Origin of the sequence: Microbacterium sp. ANT_H45B, from assembly GCF_008369345.1 — a bacterium.
Classification (GTDB): domain Bacteria; phylum Actinomycetota; class Actinomycetes; order Actinomycetales; family Microbacteriaceae; genus Microbacterium.
In genome coordinates, this window is the sequence record NZ_VOBK01000001.1 from 1176658 (window position 1) to 1201601 (window position 24944).

The window sequence follows — 24944 nt, forward strand, 5'->3', positions numbered from 1 at the left end:
TCAGGGCGTCAGCAGCGCCGGGTCGACGCGACCGCCGATGAACAGCGAACGCGGCGCCAGGAATGCGCGCACGCGCGCACCCCGGTCGACACTGTGCCGCAGACCTGCCAGCACCGTGTCGAGGGCGGCGCCGAGGGCGGTGTCGAGATCGTGCGCGGTCCGCGACGACGCACGGGCGTAGTTCGCCCGCTCGACCGCGGCGACGATCGTGCGCATCGCCTCGGCATCCACCCGGTCATCCCGGATGAGGTCATCGCCGCGCACCCGCGGAGTCTCCGCATCCGACAGCGGCAGATGCAGATCCTCCAGGGTGGCGCGCAGTTCCGCCCACGCGGCCGCCGCGTCGCCGCGTCGAGCACGCCCGCGACGTGAGGCGCGGACCGCGAGGCGGATCAGAGCCGGAAGCAGCAGCGCCACCAGCACGGCGAGCGTCGTGAGCAGCACCGGGGTGGGGTCCAGGGTGCGCAGCTGCGAGGTCGCGCCGGAGTTGTCCCCGGCATCCTGGCGCTCGATGTCGGGTCCCGAGCTGGTCTGCGCTGTCGGAGCGGTCGTCGGTGCGGGGGTCGCCGCCTCCAGAGAGCCGCCGCCCGTCGTGGCCGCCGCCGTGAACGCCGTGGGCACACCCAGCGAGGCGGTCGGCTCGAAAGGCACCCATCCGATGCCAGGGAAACGCACCTCGGGCCAGGAGTGCAGCTGATCGCTGGACACCGAATACACGGACTCGTCGCCGCGCTTCGTCTCGGTGAGCACACCGGGCAGGTACCCCACGACGATGCGCACGTCCATGTCGAGGCTCTCGGCCATCAGCGCGAACGCTCCGGCGAAGTGGATGCAGTACCCGGAGCGCACGTCGAGGAACTGCTCGACCGCGTCGGCGCCCGTGCCGTCGAAACCCTCGTCGACCGGCGTCTCGAGGGAGTAGGTGAACTCGCTGCGGAACCAGGACTGCAGATCGATCAGGCGGTCGTAGTCGTTGGTCGCACCGGCGGTGACCTCGGCGGCGGTCTCACTGACCGCCTCGGGGATCTCGAACGGCTCGTTCTCCGGGTCCGTCGCCGCCTCGGCGGCGGGGATCGCGCGGATCTGCTCGAGCGTGGGAGAGACCTCGACCGAGCGCACCGTGTAGTCGCTGCCGACCGCATCCGCGGTGCGCGAGGCGAGGGTGCGATTGTCCGGACTCACCCTCCAGGACGCGGGGAGGCCCTGCACGTCGGTGGCGGGGTAGGGGACCGGCAGCCAGGCGCTCGACATGCGGATGACGCGGATCGACGTGTTCTTGTCGGTGGTCTCGATGTCGTCGGTCCACTCCGCAGGCCCGAATCCCTCGTCCTGGGACTGCAGGCCGCCGCGGTCCGGCTCCCACACGCGTCCGTCGAACTCGGAGAGGGTCGTGAGCCGGAGATAGGGCGCGGTGTCGGCCGTGGTCGCGACCGTCAGCACCTCGACCGGATTCGGCTGGCGCAGGTCGTCGCCGAGGCGCAGCGAGGCGTCGACGGTGACGCCGGCACCGGTACCCGCGAGACTCGCGGACACCGGGAGCAGGGGGGCCACCACGACGGTCACCGCGAGCGCGGCGACGCCCACGACCATCCCGACCGCCACGGAGGAGCGTCGAGGGGACTCCGGGTCCTGGGTTCCCGAATACCGGAGCAGAGCGAGGATCAGGATGGCCAGGGCGATGAACCACACGATGTCCACGCCGCCGAGGGTGACGATCATCGGAACCGCTCCGACGACGGCGGTCAGGAGCCCGGCGAGCACGGCTCCACGTTGCGCGACGAGCTGGTCGAGCAGCACGGCGACGAGGGCGAAGCCGGCACCCATCATGGCCTCGAGGCCGGGCGACGCCGCGATCGGGGCGGCCCCGTACACGATCTCCTCCCAGGCGGCGGAGGCGAGCGTCTGGAACACGAAGACCGTCGAATCCGTCGGGATGACCCCGAGGACGGCGGTGTCACCGGCGACCACCAGCACGATGAGCCCGGCGGCGACCACCACCTGCACGCCGATCGTGGTGAGATCGCGGACCCAGGACGCACGTCTGCGCATCGAGGTGCGCACGACCATCCCCGTGAGGGCGATCGCGACGATGAGCAGGAGGACAGTGGACGCCCAGGCGCCCGGCTCGATGACAGAGGTGAACGGCCACAACGCGACGAGCGCGGCCGCCGCCGCGAGGACGGACGGCAGCACGGTGCCCGCGGGGAGCTCGTGCTCGCGACGCCACGGCAGCCGGGTCGAGCGCCGCGACCTGCGTTCAGTCCGCGACATCTGCGACCTTCCGCGGACCGGCGTGGCTCGGTGCGGTGCGCTCGGGGAGGGCATCCGCCCATGCCTCGGCGATGTCGTCCGAGAGCTCCGCGAAGCGCCAGCCGTGCTGTCCGGCTGCCTCCGCCGCGCCGGGGAGGGCACCCGTGGCGAACAGCAGGGGCGCGGCGGCGCCGGAGGGGCGCAGGAGCGCCGCATCCTCCTCGTCCAGCTCGCCGGTGATGTACACGAGAGGGCCGGGAGGCGTGCCTCCGACGAGGGCCGCGATGTCCCGCGCGTCCCCGCGCGGAGCGACCAGCGCGAGGGAGACGAGCAGGCCGTCGCGGTCGTCCTCATGTCCGCGCAGGGTGCCGAGGAGCGTGCCGCCGCTGTCGATCACGTCGACGCCGTACCCCTCCTGCTCCAGATGCACGGCGACGGAGGCGCACATCGACACCGCCGCCTCGAAGGCGGGGTCCGCCGCATCTCCCGGCCGTGCCCAGCGCCCCGCGCTGCGGTCGAGGACGACGAGCGCGTCCGGGCTCGATTCCTCCTCCTCCTGCCGCACCATCAGCTGCCCCCGATGCGCGGTCGCGCGCCAGTGGATACGACGCATCGAGTCGCCGGGGATGTACCGACGCGGCGAGAGGTTGTCGCTGCCCTGGCCGAGCCTGCTCGACGAGGTCTGCGCCGTGCCGCCGGCGGCGCCCACCTTGACCGCGAGCGGGGCGAGAGCGAACACCTCGGGGACGACCGTCACGCTGCGGGTCTCACCGAAGGCCTGCTCGCGCTGGGCGAGTCCGAAGGGATCCACCGTGCGCAGCACGAAGGGGCCGACCGGCCACACGCCTCGGCGCACGCCGGTGATCGCATAGCCGAGCTGACCGGCCTCGGGCGGGTACTCGCCCGCGGCGTCGCCCGTCACCGCATCGGGCAGGACGTCTCGCCACAGTCCTCGCGGCACGCGCATCGCACGCAGCGAGACGCGCACGGTGACGCGCGAGGTCTCGGAGACGGTCAGCAGGTCGGTGGAGACCTGCCGTGCCACCGAACCGGAGCGACGGGGCAGTCGTACCGCGAGCACCGAGAACGCGGTCACGGCGAGGAAGAGCACGCCGACGTACAGGAGGATCTGCGCGCCGACCAGGTTGGCGGCGATCAGGCATCCGAGGCCGGCGAGGAGCGCGGCCGTACCCCGCAGCGTGAGCGTTCGACGACGAGGCATGGCGGCGGGGATCAGGAGCGGGCGGCCACGGGCACGCGCACCCGCTCGACGATCTGACGCAGCGCCGCCTCGACCGGCTGGGCACCGGCACGCTGCGCTCCGCGGGCCGGGAGCAGACGGTGTGCGAACACCGGGAGCAGGAGCGCGGTGACGTCGTCGGGGATCACGAAGTCGCGGCCGTCGAGGGCCGCCCACACCTTCGCGGCCCTGATCAGCTGCAGTGTCGCTCGTGGGCTCGCCCCCAGATGCAGGTTCGGGTCTGATCGTGTCGCCTGAGCGAGGGCCACCGTGTACTCCTCGAGCGCCGGCGCGACATGCACCGACCGCGCCCACGCGATCAGACCCGAGATCGACGCGGCGTCGGCGACGGGGGTGATCGATGCGAGGGGGTTCACGACGTCGCGCTGACGCAGCATCAGGGCCTCGGCCGCGGCATCCGGATACCCCATCGAGATGCGCATCATGAAACGATCCCGCTGAGCCTCGGGGAGCGCGTACGTGCCCTCCATCTCGAGGGGGTTCTGGGTCGCCACCACGAGGAACGGGTCGGGCAGCATGTGGGTCGACCCGTCGACCGTCACCTGTCCCTCCTCCATCGCCTCGAGCAGTGCGGACTGGGTCTTGGGGGAGGAGCGGTTGATCTCGTCGGCGATCACGATGTGCGCGAACACCGCGCCGCGCTTGAACTCGAATTCCCGATCGACGGGGTTGTAGACGCTGACCCCGGTCACATCTCCCGGCAGCAGGTCGGGGGTGAACTGGATGCGGCGGACGGTCGCATCGACGCTCGCGGCCAGAGCACGCGCCAGCATGGTCTTGCCGACGCCGGGGACGTCTTCGATCAGCAGATGGCCCTGGGCGAGCAGGCAGACGAGGGCGCTGCGCACGGCATCGGGCTTGCCGTCGATCACCCGTCCGACCGAACCGAGGATGGCAGTCGTCTGCGCGGCGAACTGCTCGGCGTCGGCGACGGCCGGGGTCAGGGGCGGATTCTCTGGCATGCGTTCCCTCTCGCGTGGGCGCTGCGGTGCGCGTGAACCGATCGTAACCCGGCTCCCTTCGGATGGGGTGACAACGGTCGCCGCATCCGAAGGGCGCGACGTCGATGATCGGCCGGTCTGTCGTAGAGGGGGTCCGCGCATCGGCTAGACTCGTCCACGGCTCTCCGCGTGGCGGCATCCAGGCCAATTCCCCCAGGGCGGAAACGCAGCAAGGGTAACCGGGCTCTGCTGGGTGCGCGGAGGGCCGCTTTCTTTTTGTCAGCGTCCTCCGGGGCAGTCCTGCCAGGATCGTGACGTGACAGGGCCAGACGTGATCAGAACCGCCGACTCTCCGCGCTCCCGCGCACTCGGTCGTTTCGCATCGCCCGTTCTGCTGGTCGCAGCCATGTGGCTCATCCAAGCCGCCGATGCCGTGCTCCCCGGATCCTTCACCGGCTTCGGCCTCCGTTCGTGGGATCTCACCGGCCTCGGCGGTATCGTCGTCGGTCCTCTCCTGCACGCGGACTGGGCACACCTGATCGGCAACACCGTGCCGCTGCTGGTGCTCGGCTGTCTCGTCGCCGTCGAGGGCGCACGGCGATTCTGGGCGGTGACCGCGTTCGCCGCGGTGATCGGCGGCCTCGGCACCTGGATCCTGAACGCGCCGGGGGCGCTCACCGTCGGCGCCTCCGGTCTCGTCTTCGGGTACTTCGGCTACACGATCATGCGGGTGTTCGCGCCCGGTCGGGTCTCGCACCGAGTGCTGTACGCGGTGATCGCGATCATCGTGATCGGACTGTACGGAGGATCGATGCTCGCCGGCGTCGTCGGCGTGCGCGAGGGCATCTCCTGGCAGGCGCACCTGTTCGGTGCCGTCGGCGGCGGGCTCGCCGCTCTCGTCGGTCGGCGGCCGGTGCCGAGGGCGCGCGCGGGCGGAGTCCGGGGCGGATGAGCGGCACCGGGGGAGGGCGCCGTCCGACGGCGCGTCGGCGCACAGGATCTCGGGTCGGGACAGGATCACGGGCCGGCGGAGGGTCTCGCGCCGGCGCGGCGAAGCGCCGTGGGCCGTCTGCGCGGGCCCGCTCGCGCCGCAGGCGGATGTCGCCGCGCCGTCGTGCGCAGCGCAGGATCAGGCGGATGCGGCTGCTGCGGCGCATCGCGTGGTCGTCGGCCGCCGTCCTCGCGGTGGCGCTCGCCGCGGTGCTGATCCCTCTGGGCCTCGCCCACGAGAAGCCGACCGCGATCTGCGTGGACGATCCGCGCACGTTCCCCGCCTCGGGGATCGAGGGGTGGCAGGGCGAGCAGCTCGAGAACGCCGCGACGATCATGCAGACGGCCACCGCGCTCGGGTTCGGCCGTGACGGGCAGATCCTCGGGGTGATGACGGCCATGGGCGAGAGCAGCCTGCACAACATCGACTACGGCGATTGGGAGACGCGGGGATTCACGAACCCCGACGGCAGCCGCACGACCAGCATCGGACTGTTCCAGCAGCAGGAGTGGTGGGGACCCCCCGAAGCGCGGATGGACCCGGCGACCGCCGCGACGCTGTTCTACGAGCGGCTGGCGCGGGTCGCGGACTGGCCCTCGATGCCCCGCTCGCACGCCATCCACCGGGTCCAGATCAACACCGACCGCGACTACTACTCCCGGTATGAGTCCGACGCGGTGTCCGTGGTCGACGCCCTCTCCGGCCACTGCTGAGAGGCGTCGCAGACCCAGCCCCGCCATAGCAGCGTGCGCCTAAGGTGGGACTGTGGCGCAGAGCATCTACATCACCTCGGCCGAAGGCCATACCGGCAAGTCCACCATCGCCCTCGGCGTGCTCGATGCGCTCATGCGCGTCACGCCGCGGGTCGGGGTCTTCCGCCCGATCGCACGTTCCGTGACCGAACGCGACGACGTGCTCGAGCTCCTGCTCGCCCACGACGGCGTGCAGCTCGACTACGAGGACTGCATCGGGGTCACCTACGACGACGTCCGCGACGACCCGGATCGTGCGCTCTCGAGCATCGTCGCCCGGTTCAAGGCGGTCGAGGCCCAGTGCGATGCCGTCGTGATCATCGGCAGCGACTACACCGACGTGGCCAGCCCCGCCGAGCTCGGATACAACGCCAGGATCGCCGCGAACCTCGCAGCCCCCGTCCTGCTCGTGCTGAGCGGCCGTGACCAGCGGCGTCAGGCCGAGCAGCTCGGGACCACCACCGCCCGCACGCCGGCCGCGGTGGGCCAGATCGCCGCGCTCGCGCTCTCCGAACTCGACGTCGAGCGTGCCGAGCTCTTCGCCGTGGCCGTGAACCGGGCCGATCCCGGCGCCCTCGAGGCCATCGAAGACGCCGTCGCCGCGGTGCGGCCGGAGAAGACCACCCCCGTGTGGGCGATCCCCGAGGACCGCGCCCTCGTGGCGCCGTCGATCGACGGCATCCTGACGGCCGTCGACGGCCGTCTCATCAAGGGAGACCCCGACCGGCTCGCTCGCGAGGCGCTGACGATCGTCGTCGCCGGGATGTCGATGGTCAACGTGCTCCCGCGGCTGACCGAGGAGTCGGTCGTCGTGATCCCGGCCGACCGCACCGAGGTGCTGCTGGCGACGTTGCTCGCCGACGCCTCGGGGACGTTCCCGCGGGTCGCCGGCATCATCCTGAACGGACCGTTCCCCCTGCCGGAGCCGATCGTGCAGCTGCTCGACGGCTTCACCTCGACCGTGCCGATCATCGCGACGGATCTCGGCACCTACGACACCGCGGTGCGGGTGATGGGAGCACGGGGGCGCATCTCACCGGAGTCGCGCGGCCGCTACGACCGTGCGCTCGGGCTCTTCCAGACCCACGTCGACATCACCGAGCTCACCACGCAGCTCGGTCTCGCAGAGTCGCGGGTCGTGACGCCGTTGATGTTCGAATACGGCCTCATCGAACGGGCGAGGGCCGACAGGCGGCGAATCGTGCTGCCCGAGGGCGACGACGACCGGATCCTCCGCGCCGCGGCGACCCTGCTGGCACGCGAGGTGGCCGATCTCACCATCCTCGGCGAGGAGTCGGCCGTGCGCGCGCGTGCGACCGAGCTCGGAGTCGACATCTCCGGTGCGCAGGTGATCAGCCCCACGGATCCTGAGATGGTGGAGAGGTTTGCGACCGAGTACGCCAGGCTCCGTGCGCACAAGGGGATCACTCTCGCCCAGGCCGCCGACACCGTCACCGACGTGTCGTACTTCGGCACGATGATGGTGCACCTCGGCCTCGCCGACGGCATGGTCTCGGGTGCGGCCCACACCACCGCGCACACGATCCGCCCGTCGTTCGAGATCATCAAGACGAAGCCGGGCGTCACCGTCGTCTCCAGCGTCTTCCTCATGGCGCTCGCCGACCGGGTGCTCGTCTACGGCGACTGCGCCGTCATCCCCGATCCGACCAGCGAGCAGCTCGCCGACATCGCGATCTCGTCGGCGGCCACCGCGCAGCAGTTCGGGATCGAGCCGCGCATCGCGATGCTGTCGTACTCGACGGGCGAGTCGGGGTCGGGCGCCGATGTCGACAAGGTGCGCGCCGCGACGGCACTCGTGCACGAGAGGGCACCCGAACTGCTCGTCGAGGGTCCTATCCAGTACGACGCGGCGGCCGACGCCGCGGTCGCGAAGGCGAAGCTGCCCGACTCCGCCGTCGCCGGCCGCGCCACCGTCTTCGTGTTCCCCGACCTCAACACGGGCAACAACACCTACAAGGCCGTGCAGCGCTCCGCCGGCGCCGTGGCCATCGGGCCGGTGCTGCAGGGACTCAACAAGCCCATCAACGACCTCTCCCGTGGGGCGCTGGTCGACGACATCGTCAACACCGTGGCGATCACGGCGATCCAGGCGCAGGCCGAAGGAGCGACGGCATGAGTGCCATCCTCGTGATCAACAGCGGCTCCTCGTCGTTGAAGTACAGCCTCATCGACATCGAGGACGAGACCGAGCTCGCCGCCGGTCTGATCGAGCGGATCGGTCAGGATGCCAGTGCGATCCGGCACACCGTGCGGCCCGCCGCCGGTGCGGGGGCCGCGACCACGATGCTCGACGCGACGTACGACTCCGAGCAGCAGCTCGCCGATCACGATGCCGCGTTCGCGGTGATGTTGGAGCAGTTCGCCGCGCACGGTCCGCTCCTCGACGAGCATCCGCCGGTCGCCGTCGGGCACCGCGTCGTGCACGGCGGCGCGCGGTTCTACGCGCCGACGCTCGTCACCCCGAACGTCGAGGAGCAGATCGAGGAGCTCGCGGTCCTCGCTCCGCTGCACAACCCGGCGAACCTGGCCGGGATCGTCGCGGCGAAGGCGGTCTTCTCCGACGTGCCGCACGTCGCGGTCTTCGACACCGCGTTCCACCAGACGCTCCCGCCCGCCGCGTACACCTACGCGATCGACGCCGAGCTCGCCGCCGCGCATCGGGTGCGACGCTACGGATTCCACGGGACCAGCCACCAGTTCGTGAGCGAATCGGCCGCCGCGTTCCTCGGCCGCGATCTCGGCACTCTCCGCCAGCTCGTCTTCCACCTCGGGAACGGCGCCTCGGTCACGGCCGTCGACGGCGGGCGGTCGGTCGAGACCTCGATGGGCCTGACCCCGCTGGAGGGCCTGGTCATGGGCACGCGCTCGGGCGACCTCGACCCTGCCGCCCTCGTGCACCTCTCGCGTCGCGCCGGGTATTCGATCGACGATCTCGACGCGCTGCTCAACAAGCGCAGCGGTCTGCAGGGGCTCGCCGGACGCAGCGACATGCGTGACATCCTCGCCGGTCGCGAGAGCGGCGACCAGGCGGCGACGCTCGCGTTCGACGTCTACATCCACCGCCTGCGCGCCTACGCCGGGGCCTACATCGCCCAGCTTGGCGGCGTCGACGTCATCTCGTTCACCGCGGGCGTCGGCGAGAACGCCGCGGCGGTCCGCGCCGAGGCGATGGCGACCCTCGGATTCGCGGGCGTCGTCATCGACGCCGGACGCAATGCCGCGCGTGAACGCGGCATCCGTCGGATCTCCGCCGACACCTCCTCGGTGGCGGTGCTGGTCGTCCCGACGAACGAGGAGCTGGAGATCGCCAGACAGACCTCGCGCCTGCTCTGACCCATCCGATCCCGGGGGTGTGCGGCGGCGCCGTGCCGCACTACGCTTGCACAGTGGCACGGAGAGGTGCCGGTACCCCTCACCCGTTCCCCACGGAGGCTCCTGTGCCCGAAGCCCTGCCCGATCTGCTCCGCGCCGACGGCGTCCTGTTCGACCTCGACGGCGTGCTGACCCCCACCGCCGAGGTGCACATGCGCGCCTGGAAGGCGGTGTTCGACGAGGTGTTCGAGCGCCTGTCGCTGACCCCCGAGTACTCGGATGCCGACTACTTCGACTACGTCGACGGCAAGAAGCGCTATGACGGGGTGGCGAGCCTGATGCGCAGCCGCAACGTCGAGATCCCCTGGGGCGCCGTCGACGATCCGCCCGAGGCCGAGACCATCTGCGGCATCGGCAATCGCAAGAACGCCGCCTTCGCCGCCTCCTTGCGCGCCGAGGGCATCGCTCCGTTCCCCGGCTCGCTCGCGGTCGTCGAGAAGCTCGCCGCCGCCGGCGTGCCGCTGGGCGTCGTCTCGAGCTCGAAGAACGCCGAGGAGGTGCTGGCCGCCGCCGGCATCCGCTCGTTCTTCCGCATCGTCGTCGACGGGGTCGTCGCCGAACGCGATGACCTCGCCTCCAAGCCCGCCGCCGACATGTTCCGCGCCGGCGCGATCGCCCTGGGCGTCGACCCGGCGCGCAGCGTCGCCGTCGAGGATGCGACCTCGGGCGCGGCGTCCGCCGCCGCCGCCGGATTCGCCGACGTCGTGGGCGTGGATCGCGGCGCGGGGGCCGAGGCCCTGCGTGCCGCAGGAGCCACCGTCGTGGTCGAGGACCTCGACGCGTTCCTCGCCGACGCCACGCACGAACCCGCACAGACCACCGCACACCAGGCCGCCCCTTCCGGCACCGAGGAGACCGCATGATCGCCCGCGACCGCTTCCCCGTCGACCCCTGGCGGCTCATCGAGACGCGCTACTCCGAGGACGGCGTGGGGGAGACCCTCTTCGGCGTCGGGAACGGCTACCTCGGTCTGCGCGGCAATCACATCGAGGGACGCGGAGCACACGAGCACGGCACCTTCATCAACGGGCTCCACGAGACCTGGCCGATCCGCCACGCCGAGCAGGCCTACGGGTTCGCGGAGGTCGGGCAGACGATCGTCAACGCACCGGATGCCAAGGTCATGCGCGTCTACGTCGACGATGAGCCGATCTCGTTCGACGAGGCGGACGTGCGCGAGTACCGGCGCACGCTCGACATGCGCACCGGCGTGCTCGAGCGCGTCGTGGTCTGGGAGACGCCCTCGGGGAAGCGCGTGCGGATGCGCGACGAGCGCATCGTCAGCTTCGAAGAGCGTCACCTGGCGGTGCTGCGCCTCGAGGTCGTCGTCGAGAACGCCGACGCCCCGGTCACCGTCAGCTGCCAGATGATCAACCGTCAGGACGGGGCGGGCGTCTACGCGGGCACCCCGAATGAGGCGAAGAGCGGGTTCGACCCGCGCAAGTCCGAGAAGATCGCCGAGCGCGTGCTCGAGCCGGCGGAGTACTGGCAGGACGGCCTGCGCTCGGCGCTGTCGTACTCGGTCTCGGCGTCGGGGATGACCGTCGCGGTCGTCGCCGACCACATCATCGAGACCGAGAACGACTACACCTCGCGCACCCTCATCGAGGCGGACATCTCGAAGAACGTGTTCCGCGTGCAGGCCAAGGCGGGCGTGCCCATCACGGTCACCAAGCTCGTGAGCTACCACACGTCCCGCGGTGTCCCCCCGCGCGAGCTCGTCGACCGCTGCCGTCGCTCGCTCGACCGGGTCGCGTTCGAGGGCGTGCAGGCGCAGTTCGACCGCCAGGCCGAATGGCTGGCGGCCTTCTGGGAGCGGAGCGACGTGCAGATCGGCGGGCACGACGACATCCAGCAGGCGACCCGGTGGTGCCTGCTGCAGCTCGCCCAGGCCTCCGCGCGCGCCGACGGCACCGGTGTGCCGGCCAAGGGCGTCTCGGGATCGGGCTACAGCGGCCACTACTTCTGGGACACCGAGATCTACGTCCTGCCGTTCCTCACCTACACGTCGCCCCAGTGGGCCAGGAACGCCCTGCGCGCCAGGGCGCTCATGCTCCCCGCGGCACGCCGCAGGGCCTCGCAGCTGAACGAGGCCGGCGCACTGTTCCCGTGGCGCACCATCAACGGCGAGGAGGCATCGGCCTACTACGCCGCGGGCACCGCGCAGTACCACATCAACGCCGACGTCAGCTTCGCGCTGGGCAAGTACGTCCGCGCGACCGGCGACGAGGACTTCCTGCGCCGTGAGGGCATCGACATCGCGATCGAGACGGCGCGACTGTGGGCGACGCTCGGGTTCTGGCGCACGTCGCGCCTCGTCGCCGACCCGAGCGACGACGGCGTCGAGACCTTCCACATCCACGGGGTCACGGGCCCCGACGAGTACACGACCGTCGTGAACGACAACCTGTACACGAACGTCATGGCCCGCTACAACCTGCGCTATGCGGCGCGGGTCGTGCGGGAAGCGCGCGAGGCGAACGGCGAGGAGTTCGCCAGGGTCGTCGAGCGCACGGGCCTCGCCGAGGGTGAGGCGGAGGGATGGGAGCGCGCCGCCGACGCGATGTTCATCCCGTTCAGCGAGACGCTCGGCATCCACCCGCAGGATTCCCTCTTCCTCGAGCGCGAGGTCTGGGATCTCGCGCACACGCCGCCCGAGCAGCGGCCCCTGCTGCTGCACTTCCACCCGCTGGTCATCTACCGGTTCCAGGTGCTCAAGCAGGCGGATGTCGTGCTGGCGCTCTTCCTGCAGGGCAACCACTTCACGCCCGAGGAGAAGAAGGCGGACTTCGACTACTACGACCCGCTGACCACGGGTGACTCGACGCTGTCGGCGGTCGTGCAGTCGATCCTCGCTGCAGAGGTCGGCTACCAGGATCTCGCCCTGCAGTACTTCCGGCAGTCGCTCTTCGTCGATCTGCACGACCTGCACCACAACGCGGCGGACGGCGTGCACGTGGCCTCCGCCGGAGGTGTGTGGACGGCGCTCGTGTGCGGCTTCGGCGGTATGCGCGACTACGCGGGCGAACTCAGCTTCGATCCGCGCCTTCCCGCCGACTGGCCGTCGCTGTCGTATCCGCTGCAGTGGCAGGGGTCGACGCTCCAGATCACTCTGACCACCGACGAGCTGCGCGTGCACGTGGGCTCCGGGGGTCCGGTCTCTTTCACCGTGCGTGAGGTCGCCTACACCGCCACCTCCGACGAGGACGTCGTCGTGCCGCTGGCCGACCAGGGTCCGCGCATCGAGGGGCGCCCGTCGCTGCGTCAGTTCGCGGACGCGCTTCGCGACGACGGCACCCTGATCTCGGCATCCGTGCCGGTGATCACGACCGTCATCCCGGTGATCGAGCCGATCGACTGACCTCGCCGATCAGGGGGGGTCGCGGTGACGTCTGTCGCGCCGCGGCCCCGATCGGCGGGCGGGCCTGCCTGAACGTCCGTGGCACGCCGTAGGCTGGTGTGGTGACCACAGCCCTCTACCGCCGCTACCGCCCCGAGTCGTTCGGCGAGATGATCGGGCAGTCCCAGGTGACCGAACCGCTGATGACCGCCCTGCGAGGCGACAGGGTCGGCCACGCGTATCTGTTCTCCGGACCGCGCGGATGCGGCAAGACGACCTCCGCCCGCATCCTCGCCCGGTGCCTGAACTGCGCCGAGGGCCCCACCGATGTCCCCTGCGGCACGTGCCCGAGCTGCGTCGAGCTGTCGCGTGCGGGTGGCGGATCGCTCGACGTGGTCGAGATCGACGCGGCCAGCCACAACGGTGTCGACGACGCCCGTGATCTGCGCGAGCGGGCGACCTTCGCCCCCAGCCGCGACCGCTACAAGATCTTCATCCTCGACGAGGCGCACATGGTGACGCCGCAGGGATTCAACGCGCTGCTGAAGCTCGTCGAAGAGCCGCCGGAGCACGTCAAGTTCATCTTCGCGACCACGGAGCCCGAGAAGGTGCTCGGCACGATCCGCTCGCGCACGCACCACTACCCCTTCCGGCTGGTGCCGCCGGCGGCGATGCTCGAGTACGTCGAGAAGCTCTGCACCGAAGAGGGCGTCGTCGCCGAGCGCGGCGTGCTGCCGCTGGTGGTCCGCGCCGGCGGCGGATCCCCGCGAGACACCCTCTCGCTGCTCGACCAGCTGATCGCCGGCTCCGATTCCCCGGCCGGTTCAGAGACCGTCACCGTGGCGTACGAGCGGGCCGTGGCGCTGCTCGGATACACCCATGCGGCATTGCTCGACGAGATCGTCGACGCTCTGGCCGCCGCCGACGCCGCTGCCGCCTTCCCGGCGATCGACCGCGTCGTGCAGACGGGTCAGGACCCGCGTCGGTTCGTCGACGATCTGCTCGAACGACTCCGCGACCTCATCGTGATCGCGGCGGTCGGGGCCGGCGCCTCCTCGGTGCTGCGCGGACTCGCCGAAGACGATCTCACGCGCATGCGTGCGCAGGCCGAGTCCTTCGGCTCCGCACGACTGTCGCGCACGGCAGACGTCGTCAGCGCTGCCCTCGACGACATGTCCGGCGCGACATCGCCCCGACTCCACCTCGAGCTGATGGTCGCGCGCGTGCTCGCCGCGGCGACAGCTGTCGCCGCACCGGCGACGCCGGCGACTGCCGGCGCTGCGAGCGCGCCCGCACGGCAGACGCCGTCGGCGACGGAGCAGGCGAAGCCGTCTGTGACCGAGCAGGCGAAGCCGTCTGTGACGGAGCAGGCGAAGCCGTCTGTGACCGAGCAGGCGAAGCCGTCTGTGACCGATCGGGGAGGGGCGGCCGTGGCCGAGGCCACTCCTTTGTCGGATGCCGGCGATGGCACGGCAGGCGCCGCCACGCCCGAGTCCGAATCGCCCGAGTCCGAGTCGCCCGAGCCCGAGTCGCCCGCGGCCGACACGACCGCGGCTCCGGCGCCGGCCTCTGTCGCATCCGCGCCCGCTGCCGCACCGGCCGGTCCGGTGAGCTTCGAGGACCTCACCGCGGCCTGGCCCGCGATCCTCAAGCGGCTCGAAGACGTCAGCCGCACCTCGTGGCTCCTGGCCACCGCCGTGCAGCCTTTGGCCTTCGTAGCCGAGACCGAGGTGCTCACGCTCGGCTTCGCCAGTCAGCACGACGTCGCCAAGTTCAAGGGGACGACACCGGGATCCGGGCCCTCCGACCATCTGCGGAGCGCGATCGAACAGCAGCTCGGGGTGCGCGTCAAGTACTTGCCCGCGCCGATGCCGGCCGGTGGTGCACCCCGTCAGCCCGCGACTCCCGCCGCCGGCCGCCCGAGCGCCGACGCCCCCGCATCGGAGCCTGCGTCAGCGCGCCCACCGCGCACTCAGACACCGGCCGCCTCGACGGGCCCCGTGACGGAGTGGGCGGTGGCCGCTATTCCGGCATCCGTCGATGCTGCTCCGGCCGCGCCCGCAGCGCGGACGTCGACGGCAGTGGCCGCTCCGGTCGCGCCCGCAGAGCAGATCGAGGCCGTCGCCCCGGTCGACCCCGCCATCCCCGCCACCCCGGCCTCCCCGATGTCAGGCAGCACGGCGCCGTCGGTCGACGGACCGGCCCCGAGCGACGAACCGCCCTATCCGGTCGACGAGGAGCCGCCGTACTTCGATGACGAGCCGCCGTACGATCCGTCGTACGAGCCCGCACCGAGCGGCCCCACCCCGGCGCGGGCGCAGAACTCCGCGCCGGCGTCTCCGCGGTCGGCGACCGCATCCGACGCTCCCGTGCAGGTCACGGGGTCGCCGGTGCGCACGGTCGCGGCGGCCGCACCAGCCCCGGTCATCACCGAACGTGCCCCCGGCGGGGGAGTCCAGCGCTACGGTGAGGCCGTGATCCGCCAGGTGCTCGGCGCGACATTCGTGCGCGAAGAGCCCTACGAGCCCCCGACGAGGTTCTCCTGATGTATGACGGAATCGTTCAGGAACTGATCGACGAGTTCGGCCGGCTCCCCGGAATCGGACCCAAGTCGGCGCAGCGCATCGCCTTCCACATCCTGCAGACGCCGACCTTCGACGTCGCTCGGCTCTCCGAGCTGCTGGTCGAGATCCGCGTGCGCGTCCGGTTCTGCGAGATCTGCGGCAACGTCGCGGAGCAGGAGCGCTGCACGATCTGCCGCGATCCTCGTCGCAACCCGGCGCTGATCTGCGTCGTCGAAGACGCGAAGGACGTCGCCGCCATCGAGCGCACACGCGAATTCCGAGGTCTGTACCACGTGCTCGGCGGCGCGATCAGTCCGATCGCCGGCATCGGGCCCGATGATCTGCGCATCGCTCAGCTCATGACGCGTCTCGCCGACGGCACCGTGCAGGAGGTCATCCTCGCCACGAACCCCAACCTCGAAGGCGAGGCGACGGCCAGCTACCTGAGCCGCCTGCTCACCACGATGGAGATCACCGTGTCGCGCCTCGCCTCCGGACTCCCGGTCGGCGGCGACCTCGAGTACGCCGACGAGGTCACCCTCGGCCGTGCGTTCGAGGGACGGCGCGTGCTGTGACCCCGCAGGGCGGGTTCACCCGCCGCGGGTGGCTGCTCTTCGCAGCGATGGCCCTGCTGTGGGGTGTGCCTTACCTCTTCATCAGCATCGCGGTCGAGTCGCTCTCGCCGCCGGCGATCGTCGCGGGGCGCACACTCATCGCCGCGCTGATCCTGCTCCCGTTCGCCCTGCGCGGGGGCGCATTGCGCACGGCGCTCAGGCACTGGCCCTGGGTCCTCCTGTTCGGCGCCGTCGAGATGGCCGGGCCGTTCGTGCTGCTCGGCCACGCCGAGATGACCCTGCCCTCGGGGATGACCGGCCTGCTCGTGGCGACCGTGCCGCTGTTCGCCGCGCTCATCGCCCTCGGCGGGGGAGACCGCGGTGTGCTGCGCCCTACCCGCGCGATCGGCCTCCTCGTGGGTTTCGTCGGGGTGGCGATCGTCGTCGCAGGGCCGGGGCTCTTCGGCGGCCAGGTCAGCCTGCTCGCCGCCGGCGAGGTGCTCCTCGTGGCGGTCCTCTACGCCATCGCTCCGTTCATCATCGCGCGCAAGCTCAGCGACGTCCCCTCCCTCGGCACCATCACGCTCTCCCTGCTCATGATCGGCGTGATCTACCTGCCGATCGGAATCCTCACCCAGCATCGGATGCCGACGCTGCCCTCGCTCGCGGCGCTCCTCGCGCTGGCCGTCATCTGCACGGCGGTCGCCTTCCTGGCCTTCTTCGCGCTCATCCACGAGGTGGGACCCGTGCGGGCGCCGCTGTTCACCTACGTCAATCCGGTGGTGGCGATCCTTCTGGGAGCGCTCGTGCTGGCCGAGCCGTTGACGCCGGGTCTGCTGATCGGCTTCCCCCTCATCATCGCCGGATGCTGGCTCGCGGCCACCGGCGGTCGCCTGCGTGCATCGAAAGCGGTGCCGCCGGCATCCGTCGCTCCCGATCTCACCCCCGCTCCGCTCCCGCCCGCTCCCTGATCCGTCCGGCTCCCGGTTCGGCCGCGCCCGTCACATGCGCGGCGGGGCATGTGCGCCGATCGTAGAATGGGCGTGGGCGGATCCGCCCGACATCCCCGGGAGTGAACGTGGCCCTCATCGTGCAGAAGTACGGCGGCTCATCCGTCGCCGACGCAGAGAGCATCAAGCGCGTCGCCAAGCGCATCGTCGACACGCGTCGCGCAGGGCATGACGTCGTCGTCGCGGTGAGCGCGATGGGCGACACCACGGACGAGCTTCTCGACCTCGCGAACGAGGTGGCCCCGATCCCCGCGCCTCGCGAACTCGACATGCTGCTCTCCAGCGGCGAGCGGATCTCGATGGCGCTGCTGGCCATGGCGATCCATTCGATGGGCTTCGAGGCGCGCTCCTTCACGGGCAGCCAGGCCGGTATGATCACCGACTCGCAGCACGGAGCGGCCCGCATCGTCGATGTCACTCCGGTGCGACTGCGCGAGGCGCTCGACGAGGGCGCGATCGTCATCGTCGCGGGCTTCCAGGGATTCAACCGCGACACGCGAGACATCACCACGCTCGGCCGCGGCGGCTCCGACACGACCGCAGTCGCGCTCGCCGCGGCGCTCTCCGCCGACGTCTGCGAGATCTACAGCGATGTCGACGGCATCTTCACGGCCGACCCGCGGGTCATCCCGAAGGCACAGAAGCTCGACCACATCGGCAGCGAGGAGATGCTCGAGCTCGCGGCCAACGGCGCCAAGGTGCTCTACATCCGCGCCGTCGAGTACGCACGCCGTCACGGCGTCCTGATCCACGCCCGGTCGACGTTCTCGTCGTCCGAGGGCACATACGTTCTGGGCGAGGGTATGAAGAACCCTCGCGAAGCCGAGGGAGCAGCACCCATGGAAGAACCGATCGTCGCCGGCGTCGCCACCGATTTCGGCCAGGCCAAGATCACCGTCTCGGGTGTTCCCGACGTTCCGGGCAAGGCGGCGGAGATCTTCAAGATCGTGGCCAAGTCGGGTGCCAACGTCGACATGATCGTGCAGAACGTGTCTGCCACCGGACGCACGGACATCTCCTTCACGGTGCCGAAGGCGGATTCGGCGGGGGCGCTCAAGGCACTCGCCGGAGAGCAGACCGAGGTCGGATTCCAGAACCTCGTGCACGACGACCAGATCGGCAAGCTGTCGGTCGTCGGTGCGGGCATGCGCACGCACTCCGGTGTCTCGGCGACCCTGTTCGAGGCGCTGTCTGCGGGCGGCATCAACATCGAGATGATCTCGACCTCCGAGATCCGCATCTCGGTCGTGCTGCGCGACACCGACCTCGCCGAGGCGGCGCGCACCGTGCACACCGCGTACGGTCTCGACGGCGACGCCGAGGCGACCGTCCACGCCGGCACCGGCCGCTGACCCACGCCGGCCCCGCCGCCGGCCGGTCCCGCCGGCCGGCCGGTCCTCGGCTCGCGGGCGGCACGGTAGACTCACCGAAACCCTGACATCGGCGCCAGGCGCGGCATCCGCATCCCGACGTCGCGCCCGAAGCCTCGACTGCTGCACTGCACGACGCCAAGGAACATCATGACCCGCATCTCCGACTCAGGACTCTCCGTCGCCATCGTGGGCGCCACCGGCCAGGTGGGCACCGTGATGCGCGAGATTCTCGCCGAGCGGTCCTTCCCGATCCGTGAGCTGCGTCTGTTCTCCTCGTCGCGCTCCGCGGGCACTGCCATCGAGTTCGGCGGCGCGACGGTCATCGTCGAAGACGTCGAGACGGCCGATGCCGCGGGCATCGACATCGCCCTCTTCTCGGCGGGTGCGACCGCCAGCCGCGCGTACGCCCCGCGGTTCGCCGAGGCCGGAGCCGTCGTCGTCGACAACTCCAGCGCCTGGCGCAACGACCCCGAGGTGCCGCTGGTGGTCAGCGAGGTCAACCCGCACGCGATCGACGAGCGCCCGCGCGGCATCATCGCCAACCCGAACTGCACGACCATGGCGGCGATGCCCGTGCTCAAGGCGCTGCACGCCGAGGCCGGTCTCGAGCGGCTCATCGTCTCGACGTACCAGGCGGTCTCCGGTTCCGGTCTCGCCGGAGCCCAGGAGCTGCTCGGTCAGGTCGAGGGCGTCCTCGCCCAGGGCGACACGCTGCGCCTCGTCCACGACGGGTCGTCGATCGACTTCCCGGAGCCCGAGAAGTACGTCGCCCCGATCGCCTTCGATGTGATCCCCTTCGCGGGCAACCTCGTCGACGACGGGCAGAACGAGACGGATGAGGAGAAGAAGCTCCGCAACGAGAGCCGCAAGATCCTCGAGCTCCCGGACCTCCGCGTCGCGGGCACCTGCGTGCGCGTCCCCGTCTTCACCGGCCACTCGCTGTCGATCAACGTCGAGTTCGCCCGCGACATCACGCCGCAGCGCGCCGCCGAGGTGCTCTCCGCCGCTCCCGGAGTCGTCCTCGACGAGGTGCCGACGCCGCTGCAGGCCGCGGGCAAGGACCCGAGCTTCGTCGGACGCATCCGTGCCGACCAGTCCGCTCCCGAGAACAAGGGGCTCGTGCTGTTCATCAGCAACGACAACCTGCGCAAGGGCGCGGCGCTCAACGCCGTGCAGATCGCCGAGATCCTCGCCGAGCGCCTGGCGGTCATAGCCTGACGGCATCTCCGCCATACGGATCCGGTCTCACCGGACCGGTCCGTATGGTCTGCCGTGCCCCGACCGCGAACTAGACTGTCGTGGTGACCGAAACCGTCGATGTCGTCTTGATCGGTGGTGGCATCATGAGCGCCACCCTGGGTACCCTCCTGCATGAGCTGCAGCCGGATTGGAAGATCGTCGCGTTCGAGCGACTCTCCGACGTGGCGCAGGAGTCGTCGAACCCGTGGAACAACGCGGGAACGGGGCACGCGGCCCTGTGCGAGCTGAACTACATGCCGCAGCAGAAGGGCGCGCCGCTCGACCCGGCGAAGGCCGTCTCGATCAACGAGCAGTTCCAGCAGAGCCGCCAGTTCTGGTCGTCGCTCGTCGACCGGGGAGTCCTCGACGCCCCGTCGACGTTCATCAACGCCACGCCGCACATGACGTTCGTGCGCGGCGAGAAGGACGTCAAGTATCTCAAGGACCGCTACGAGGTCCTCAAGAAGCAGCCGCTGTTCGACGGCATCGAATACAGCGAGGACTCCCGCGTCATCAACAAGTGGGCGCCGCTGCTCATGCAGAAGCGTCGCAAGGGCGAGCCCTTCGCCGCGACGCGCGTGCCCGCCGGCACCGATGTCGACTTCGGTGCGCTGACGCATCAGCTCTTCGACCACCTCACGGACTCCGGCGTCGCGTTGCGGACCAATCACGAGGTCAAGGGCCTGAAGAAGCAGAAGGACGGCACCTGGCTCATCAACTACCGCACGACCATCGGACGCACGCCGAATCAGATCAAGGCGCGGTTCGTGTTCGTGGGTGCCGGTGGCTGGGCGCTCAAGCTCCTGCAGCGCTCGGGCATCCCCGAGATCAAGGGGTATGGCGTCTTCCCGATCGGCGGTCAGTTCCTCAAGACCTCGAACCCGAAGATCGTCGCCCAGCACAAGGCGAAGGTCTACTCGCAGGCATCCGTCGGCGCGCCGCCCATGTCGGTGCCGCACCTGGACACCCGCGTGGTCGACGGCGAAGCGTCGCTGATGTTCGGCCCGTTCGCCACCTTCAGCCCCAAGTTCCTGAAGAACGGCTCGATGCTCGACATCGTGTCGCAGGTGCGCCCGCACAATCTCATCCCGATGCTGCAGGTCGCGGTCAAGAATCCGGATCTGATCACCTACCTCGTCGGCGAGCTGCTGAAGAACCACTCCAAGAAGGTCGACAGCCTCCGCACGTTCATGCCGACGGCAGAAGACGAGGACTGGACGCTCATCGACGCCGGGCAGCGTGCGCAGGTCATGAAGAAGGATCCCAAGAAGGGCGGGATCCTGCAGTTCGGGACGGAGGTCGTCGCGGCGGCCGACGGGTCGATCGCGGGGCTTCTCGGTGCCTCTCCCGGTGCATCCACCGCTGTGCCGATCATGCTCGATCTGCTCAAGAGGTGCTTCCCCGAGGAGTACCCCGGATGGGAATCCGAGCTGCGCGCACTCATCCCCACCTTCGGCGAGCAGCTGAACAAGAATGCCGCACTGGCCGAGAAGTCCCTCACCACCACGGCGTCGACCCTCGGCATCAACGAGTAGCGCGCCGGTGGCGAAGCTCTACTTCCGCTACGGGGCGATGAATTCGGGCAAGTCCACCTCGCTGCTCCAGGCCGCCTACAACTACGAGGAGCGCGGACAGCACGTGCTGCTCGCGAAGCCCGCGGTCGACACCAAGGGTGCGTCCGAGATCGCGAGCCGTCTCGGCGTGACTCGCGAGGTCGACTATCTGATCGCCCCGGACGCTGACGTCCGCGCGCTCTTCGACGCCCACCGCGAGCGGGTGCGGGGGGAGTCGGGCGCCGACGTCGCGTGTCTGCTCATCGATGAGGCGCAGTTCCTCACGGGCGAGCAGGTCGACGATCTGTTCCGCATCGCGATCGAGGACCGCATCCCGGTCATCGCCTACGGCATCCGCAACGACTTCCTCACCCACGCGTTCCCCGGGTCCGCGCGGCTGCTCGCCGTCGCGCACTCCCTGGAGGAGCTGAAGACGATCTGCCGCTGCGGCCGCAAGGCCGTGTTCAACGGGCGCGTCATCGGCGGACGCTTCGTCTTCGACGGCGACCAGGTCGCGATCGACGAGGGGGCCGACGGCTCCACCGCTCCCGAAGTGACCACCTACGAGTCGCTGTGCGGGGCCTGCTACCTCCAGGAGTCCGGCGGGCGTCTGGGCTGAGCCCGCCCGCGTCCCTCGTTCACGATTCCGCATGAACGGTGGCTGAGCCGTGCCCATCGGCCGGTTTCGGCCGCGAGTGCGACGACCGTGCTGAGTCGTGAACCGTGATTGCGTGGTCTGACCACACGCGCTACTGTGGTCAGACCACACTGAGCGCGCCGACGAACGGCGCCACGGACGCGAACGACGAGGAGAGCGGATGCCGCAGCAGCCCGCCCGCGCCTGGCGCCTCGTGCTCGAACACGTGGAGCGCGACCTGCTCGACGGCCGTCTCGGACCCGGCGACCGGCTCGCGTCCGAGCGCGATCTCTCCGCCGACCTCGGTGTCGGCCGCTCCAGCGTGCGCGAAGCCCTGCGCGTGCTCGAGGTCATGGGCCTCATCCGCACCTCGACCGGCTCCGGCCCGCAGGCGGGAGCCATCGTCATCGCGACCCCGACGGGCGGCATGTCCACGCTGCTGCGCCTCCAGGTCGCCGCTCAGGGGTTCCCTCTCGTCGACGTCGTGCAGACCCGTCTGGTGCTCGAGAGCGCGGTCGCCGCCGCACTCGCCGCGCAGGACGCTCCCGACCTCGACGCCGCGCATCGCATGCTCGACGCGATGGATGCCGACGACCTGACCCCCGCCGAGTTCCTGGCGCTCGATGCGCAGCTGCATCTCGCCCTCGCGGAGTCGAGCGGCAACACCGTCGTCGCCGCGATCATGGCGGGGTTGCGCACCGCGATCGAGTCGTACGTCCAGCAGGGCGCGGCAGCCATCACGGACTGGGAGGCGATGGCGACCGTGCTCCGTGCCGAGCATCGCGCGATCATCGCGGCCATCACCGAGGGCGACGCGGCCGCCGCGCAGTCGACGGTGCACGCGCACATCACCGGCTACTACACCGCAGCGGGCCTCACCCGCACCACCCGCACCACCGACTGAGAGAAGACGACATGGTCCAGCGCCAGGTTCCCAATCCCGCGGAGCTCCTCGAGCTGATGAAGTTCAAGAAGCCCGAGTTCAACGGCAAGAAGCGCCGACTGGACTCCGCTCTGACGATCGACGACCTGCGGACCATCGCGAAGCGGCGCACCCCGAAGGCCGCGTTCGACTACACGGACGGCGCGGCCGAGGGCGAGCTCTCACTCACGCGCGCGCGTCAGGCCTTCCAGGATGTCGAGTTCCACCCGGGCATCCTCCGCCCGGCACCGACCGTCGACACGAGCGTCGAGATCCTCGGCGGCCCGTCGGCGCTGCCGTTCGGCATCGCCCCCACCGGTTTCACGCGCCTCATGCAGACCGAGGGAGAGGTCGCGGGAGCCGGTGCGGCCGCTGCGGCCGGCATCCCGTTCACGCTGTCGACGCTGGGCACGACATCGATCGAGGGGGTCAGAGAGGCCAACCCCCACGGACGCAACTGGTTCCAGCTGTACGTCATGCGCGACAGGGAGATCTCGTACGAGCTCGCCCGTCGGGCGGCGGCCGCGGGGTTCGACACGCTGCAGTTCACGGTCGACACCCCCGTCGCCGGTGCGCGGCTGCGCGACAAGCGCAACGGCTTCAGCATCCCGCCGCAGCTGACTCTCGGGACGATCGTGAACGCGATCCCGCGGCCGTGGTGGTGGTACGACTTCCTCACGACGCCCAAGCTCGAGTTCGCGTCGCTGAGCACCACCGGCGGCACCGTCGGCGAGCTGCTCGATGCCGCGATGGATCCGACGATCAGCTACGACGACCTCGCCGTGATCCGGGACATCTGGCCCGGCAAGATCGTCATCAAGGGCGTGCAGAACGTCGAGGACTCGGTACGGCTGCGCGACGAGGGCGTCGACGGGATCGTGCTCTCCAACCACGGAGGGCGCCAGCTCGACCGTGCGCCCATCCCGTTCCATCTGCTGCCCGAGGTCCGCAGGGCCGTCGGCGACGAGTTCACGGTCATGGTCGACACCGGCATCATGAACGGCGCGGACATCGTCGCCGCCGTCGCGCTCGGCGCGGACTTCACCCTCATCGGCCGGGCGTACCTCTACGGGCTGATGGCAGGGGGTCGCGCCGGCGTCGACCGGACGATCCAGATCCTGCGTACCGAGATCGAGCGCACCATGCGCCTGCTCGGCGTCGCCTCCCTCGCCGAGCTCGAGCCCGCGCACGTCACCCAGCTCACGCGCCTCGTGCCGGTCAGCCGCGCCGCGGCCGCCGTCGAGGTGCGCTGACGCCCGAAGGCCGCGCACAGGATGCCGTGCTCACGACGACACGTCGGAGCACGGCATCCGCGTCTCAGAGGGTTGTGAGCAGCTCGTCGAGCCTGTCGGCCGTGTCTTCCCAGCCGTGCACGGCGACCGAAGGCACACCGATCGCGAGCACCGGGTAGTCGTTGCCGCCCTCGTCGAGGCGGTCGCCGTAGAACAGCATCGAGGCGAGGGGGATGCTGGTGCGTGCAGCGAGCTGCCGCATCCCGAAGGCCTTGTCGATGCCGGCCAGGGTGACGTCGATCGACGTCGAGCCTCCCGAGCGCACCTCGAGATCGGGCAGGCGCACCGCGACGGCATCGCGCAGCGCGGCACGCTTGGCTCCCGACGGATCCCAGTCGCGCTTCGCCTCGTGCGGGGCCTTCTGACCGAGTGCGGAGAACGTGATCTGCGAGCCTCGGTCTTCGAGGATCTCGCCCCACGGCTCGGCCTCCCAGAGCCCAAGCCGCTCGGCCTCCTCGCGCAGCGCGGCGAGGGCGGCGGACTTCTGCTCCGCGCTCAGATCGTGCGCGTAGACGGGCGAGAAGTCCGTACCGTCGAAGCGCAGATAGCGGGTGCCGCAGGTCGGCAGCAGGTGCAGCCGATCCGCTGCCACCGGATCCAGAGCGCCGAGCCGGGCGATGATCTGAGAGCGGAACTGCGCCTCGTTGCCGCCCGAGATGACGGCGACCTCGACCTTCTCGAGCAGGGAGCGAAGCAGGGCGGCGATGCGCGGATCGATCGGTCCCTTGGACGGGGCGAGGGTGTCGTCGAGATCGAAGGCCACGAGAGCAGGCGAAGTCATGATGCTTCCAGACTAAAGGGCGAGACGGGGGTTCTGTCGCCGGAGCGGGACGCGGCGGGTTCAGCGCTCCGGATACGCGGAAGGCCGCCCC

At 70.4% G+C, this 24944-nt stretch carries 19 protein-coding genes and 1 other RNA gene; 16 read left to right on the top strand and 4 right to left on the bottom strand.

From position 1 onward, the window contains the following. From FQ142_RS05675 to FQ142_RS05685, 3 genes are read right to left on the bottom strand one after another with little or no spacing between them, the layout of a single operon-like run. Positions 1–2271, bottom strand: a complete 2271-nt coding sequence (locus FQ142_RS05675) for a transglutaminaseTgpA domain-containing protein (RefSeq protein WP_149422550.1) — start codon at positions 2269–2271, stop codon at positions 1–3. After that, positions 2258–3472 (bottom strand): DUF58 domain-containing protein, encoded by a 1215-nt coding sequence (locus tag FQ142_RS05680; protein ID WP_149422551.1) that lies wholly within the window; start codon positions 3470–3472, stop codon positions 2258–2260. The genes FQ142_RS05675 and FQ142_RS05680 overlap by 14 nt, the downstream gene beginning before the upstream one ends. An 11-nt stretch (positions 3473–3483) precedes the next feature. After that, positions 3484–4473, bottom strand: coding sequence for an AAA family ATPase (locus FQ142_RS05685; RefSeq protein WP_045254260.1), 990 nt, complete (start codon positions 4471–4473; stop codon positions 3484–3486). 155 nt (positions 4474–4628) lie between these two features. On the opposite strand from FQ142_RS05685, the gene ffs reads away from it, so the two are divergent. The 16 genes from ffs (at position 4629) to FQ142_RS05765 (ending at position 24033) form a co-directional block, all read left to right on the top strand. Continuing rightward, an RNA gene (gene ffs / locus FQ142_RS05690) (signal recognition particle sRNA small type) lies at positions 4629–4725 on the top strand. 43 nt (positions 4726–4768) lie between these two features. Continuing rightward, positions 4769–5404, top strand: coding sequence for a rhomboid family intramembrane serine protease (locus FQ142_RS05695; protein WP_262492063.1), 636 nt, complete (start codon positions 4769–4771; stop codon positions 5402–5404). A 185-nt stretch (positions 5405–5589) separates the two neighbouring features. Further along, positions 5590–6156, top strand: a complete 567-nt coding sequence (locus FQ142_RS05700; protein WP_253384043.1) for a hypothetical protein — start codon at positions 5590–5592, stop codon at positions 6154–6156. Positions 6157–6208: 52 nt separating this feature from the next. Then, entirely contained in the window at positions 6209–8332 is a 2124-nt protein-coding gene (gene pta, locus FQ142_RS05705) for a phosphate acetyltransferase (RefSeq protein ID WP_149422553.1), read from the top strand. Next, positions 8329–9549, top strand: coding sequence for an acetate/propionate family kinase (locus FQ142_RS05710; protein ID WP_149422554.1), 1221 nt, complete (start codon positions 8329–8331; stop codon positions 9547–9549). The genes pta and FQ142_RS05710 overlap by 4 nt, the downstream gene beginning before the upstream one ends. A gap of 104 nt (positions 9550–9653) precedes the next feature. After that, complete coding sequence (locus tag FQ142_RS05715) at positions 9654–10451, top strand: HAD family hydrolase (RefSeq protein WP_149422555.1); 798 nt, start codon at positions 9654–9656, stop codon at positions 10449–10451. Continuing rightward, positions 10448–12949 carry a glycoside hydrolase family 65 protein gene (locus tag FQ142_RS05720; protein ID WP_056420194.1) on the top strand — a complete coding sequence of 834 codons (2502 nt, stop codon included), beginning with the start codon at positions 10448–10450 and terminating at the stop codon, positions 12947–12949. Before FQ142_RS05715 ends, FQ142_RS05720 begins: the two co-directional genes overlap by 4 nt. 101 nt (positions 12950–13050) lie before the next feature. Next, entirely contained in the window at positions 13051–15474 is a 2424-nt protein-coding gene (locus FQ142_RS05725) for a DNA polymerase III subunit gamma and tau (RefSeq protein WP_188042318.1), read from the top strand. Then, complete coding sequence (gene recR, locus FQ142_RS05730; RefSeq protein ID WP_056420201.1) at positions 15474–16067, top strand: recombination mediator RecR; 594 nt, start codon at positions 15474–15476, stop codon at positions 16065–16067. The genes FQ142_RS05725 and recR overlap by 1 nt, the downstream gene beginning before the upstream one ends. Next, positions 16064–17017 (top strand): DMT family transporter, encoded by a 954-nt coding sequence (locus FQ142_RS05735; protein ID WP_149422557.1) that lies wholly within the window; start codon positions 16064–16066, stop codon positions 17015–17017. The genes recR and FQ142_RS05735 overlap by 4 nt, the downstream gene beginning before the upstream one ends. Positions 17018–17124: 107 nt before the next feature. Further along, on the top strand, positions 17125–18408 hold the full coding sequence (locus tag FQ142_RS05740) for an aspartate kinase (RefSeq protein WP_056420524.1): 1284 nt from the start codon (positions 17125–17127) through the stop codon (positions 18406–18408). Positions 18409–18576: 168 nt separating this feature from the next. After that, positions 18577–19647, top strand: coding sequence for an aspartate-semialdehyde dehydrogenase (locus FQ142_RS05745; protein WP_056420214.1), 1071 nt, complete (start codon positions 18577–18579; stop codon positions 19645–19647). Between the two features lie 83 nt (positions 19648–19730). Then, positions 19731–21203 (top strand): malate:quinone oxidoreductase, encoded by a 1473-nt coding sequence (locus FQ142_RS05750; RefSeq protein ID WP_149422558.1) that lies wholly within the window; start codon positions 19731–19733, stop codon positions 21201–21203. 7 nt (positions 21204–21210) lie between these two features. After that, on the top strand, positions 21211–21840 hold the full coding sequence (locus FQ142_RS05755; protein ID WP_056420215.1) for a thymidine kinase: 630 nt from the start codon (positions 21211–21213) through the stop codon (positions 21838–21840). A gap of 199 nt (positions 21841–22039) precedes the next feature. Further along, on the top strand, positions 22040–22762 hold the full coding sequence (locus FQ142_RS05760) for a FadR/GntR family transcriptional regulator (RefSeq protein WP_149422559.1): 723 nt from the start codon (positions 22040–22042) through the stop codon (positions 22760–22762). Between the two features lie 11 nt (positions 22763–22773). Continuing rightward, on the top strand, positions 22774–24033 hold the full coding sequence (locus tag FQ142_RS05765) for an alpha-hydroxy acid oxidase (RefSeq protein ID WP_149422560.1): 1260 nt from the start codon (positions 22774–22776) through the stop codon (positions 24031–24033). Positions 24034–24097: 64 nt separating this feature from the next. Here FQ142_RS05765 and FQ142_RS05770 read toward each other — a convergent pair whose 3' ends face one another. Continuing rightward, positions 24098–24853 (bottom strand): HAD-IIB family hydrolase, encoded by a 756-nt coding sequence (locus FQ142_RS05770; protein WP_149422561.1) that lies wholly within the window; start codon positions 24851–24853, stop codon positions 24098–24100. Positions 24854–24944: the final 91 nt, after the last annotated feature.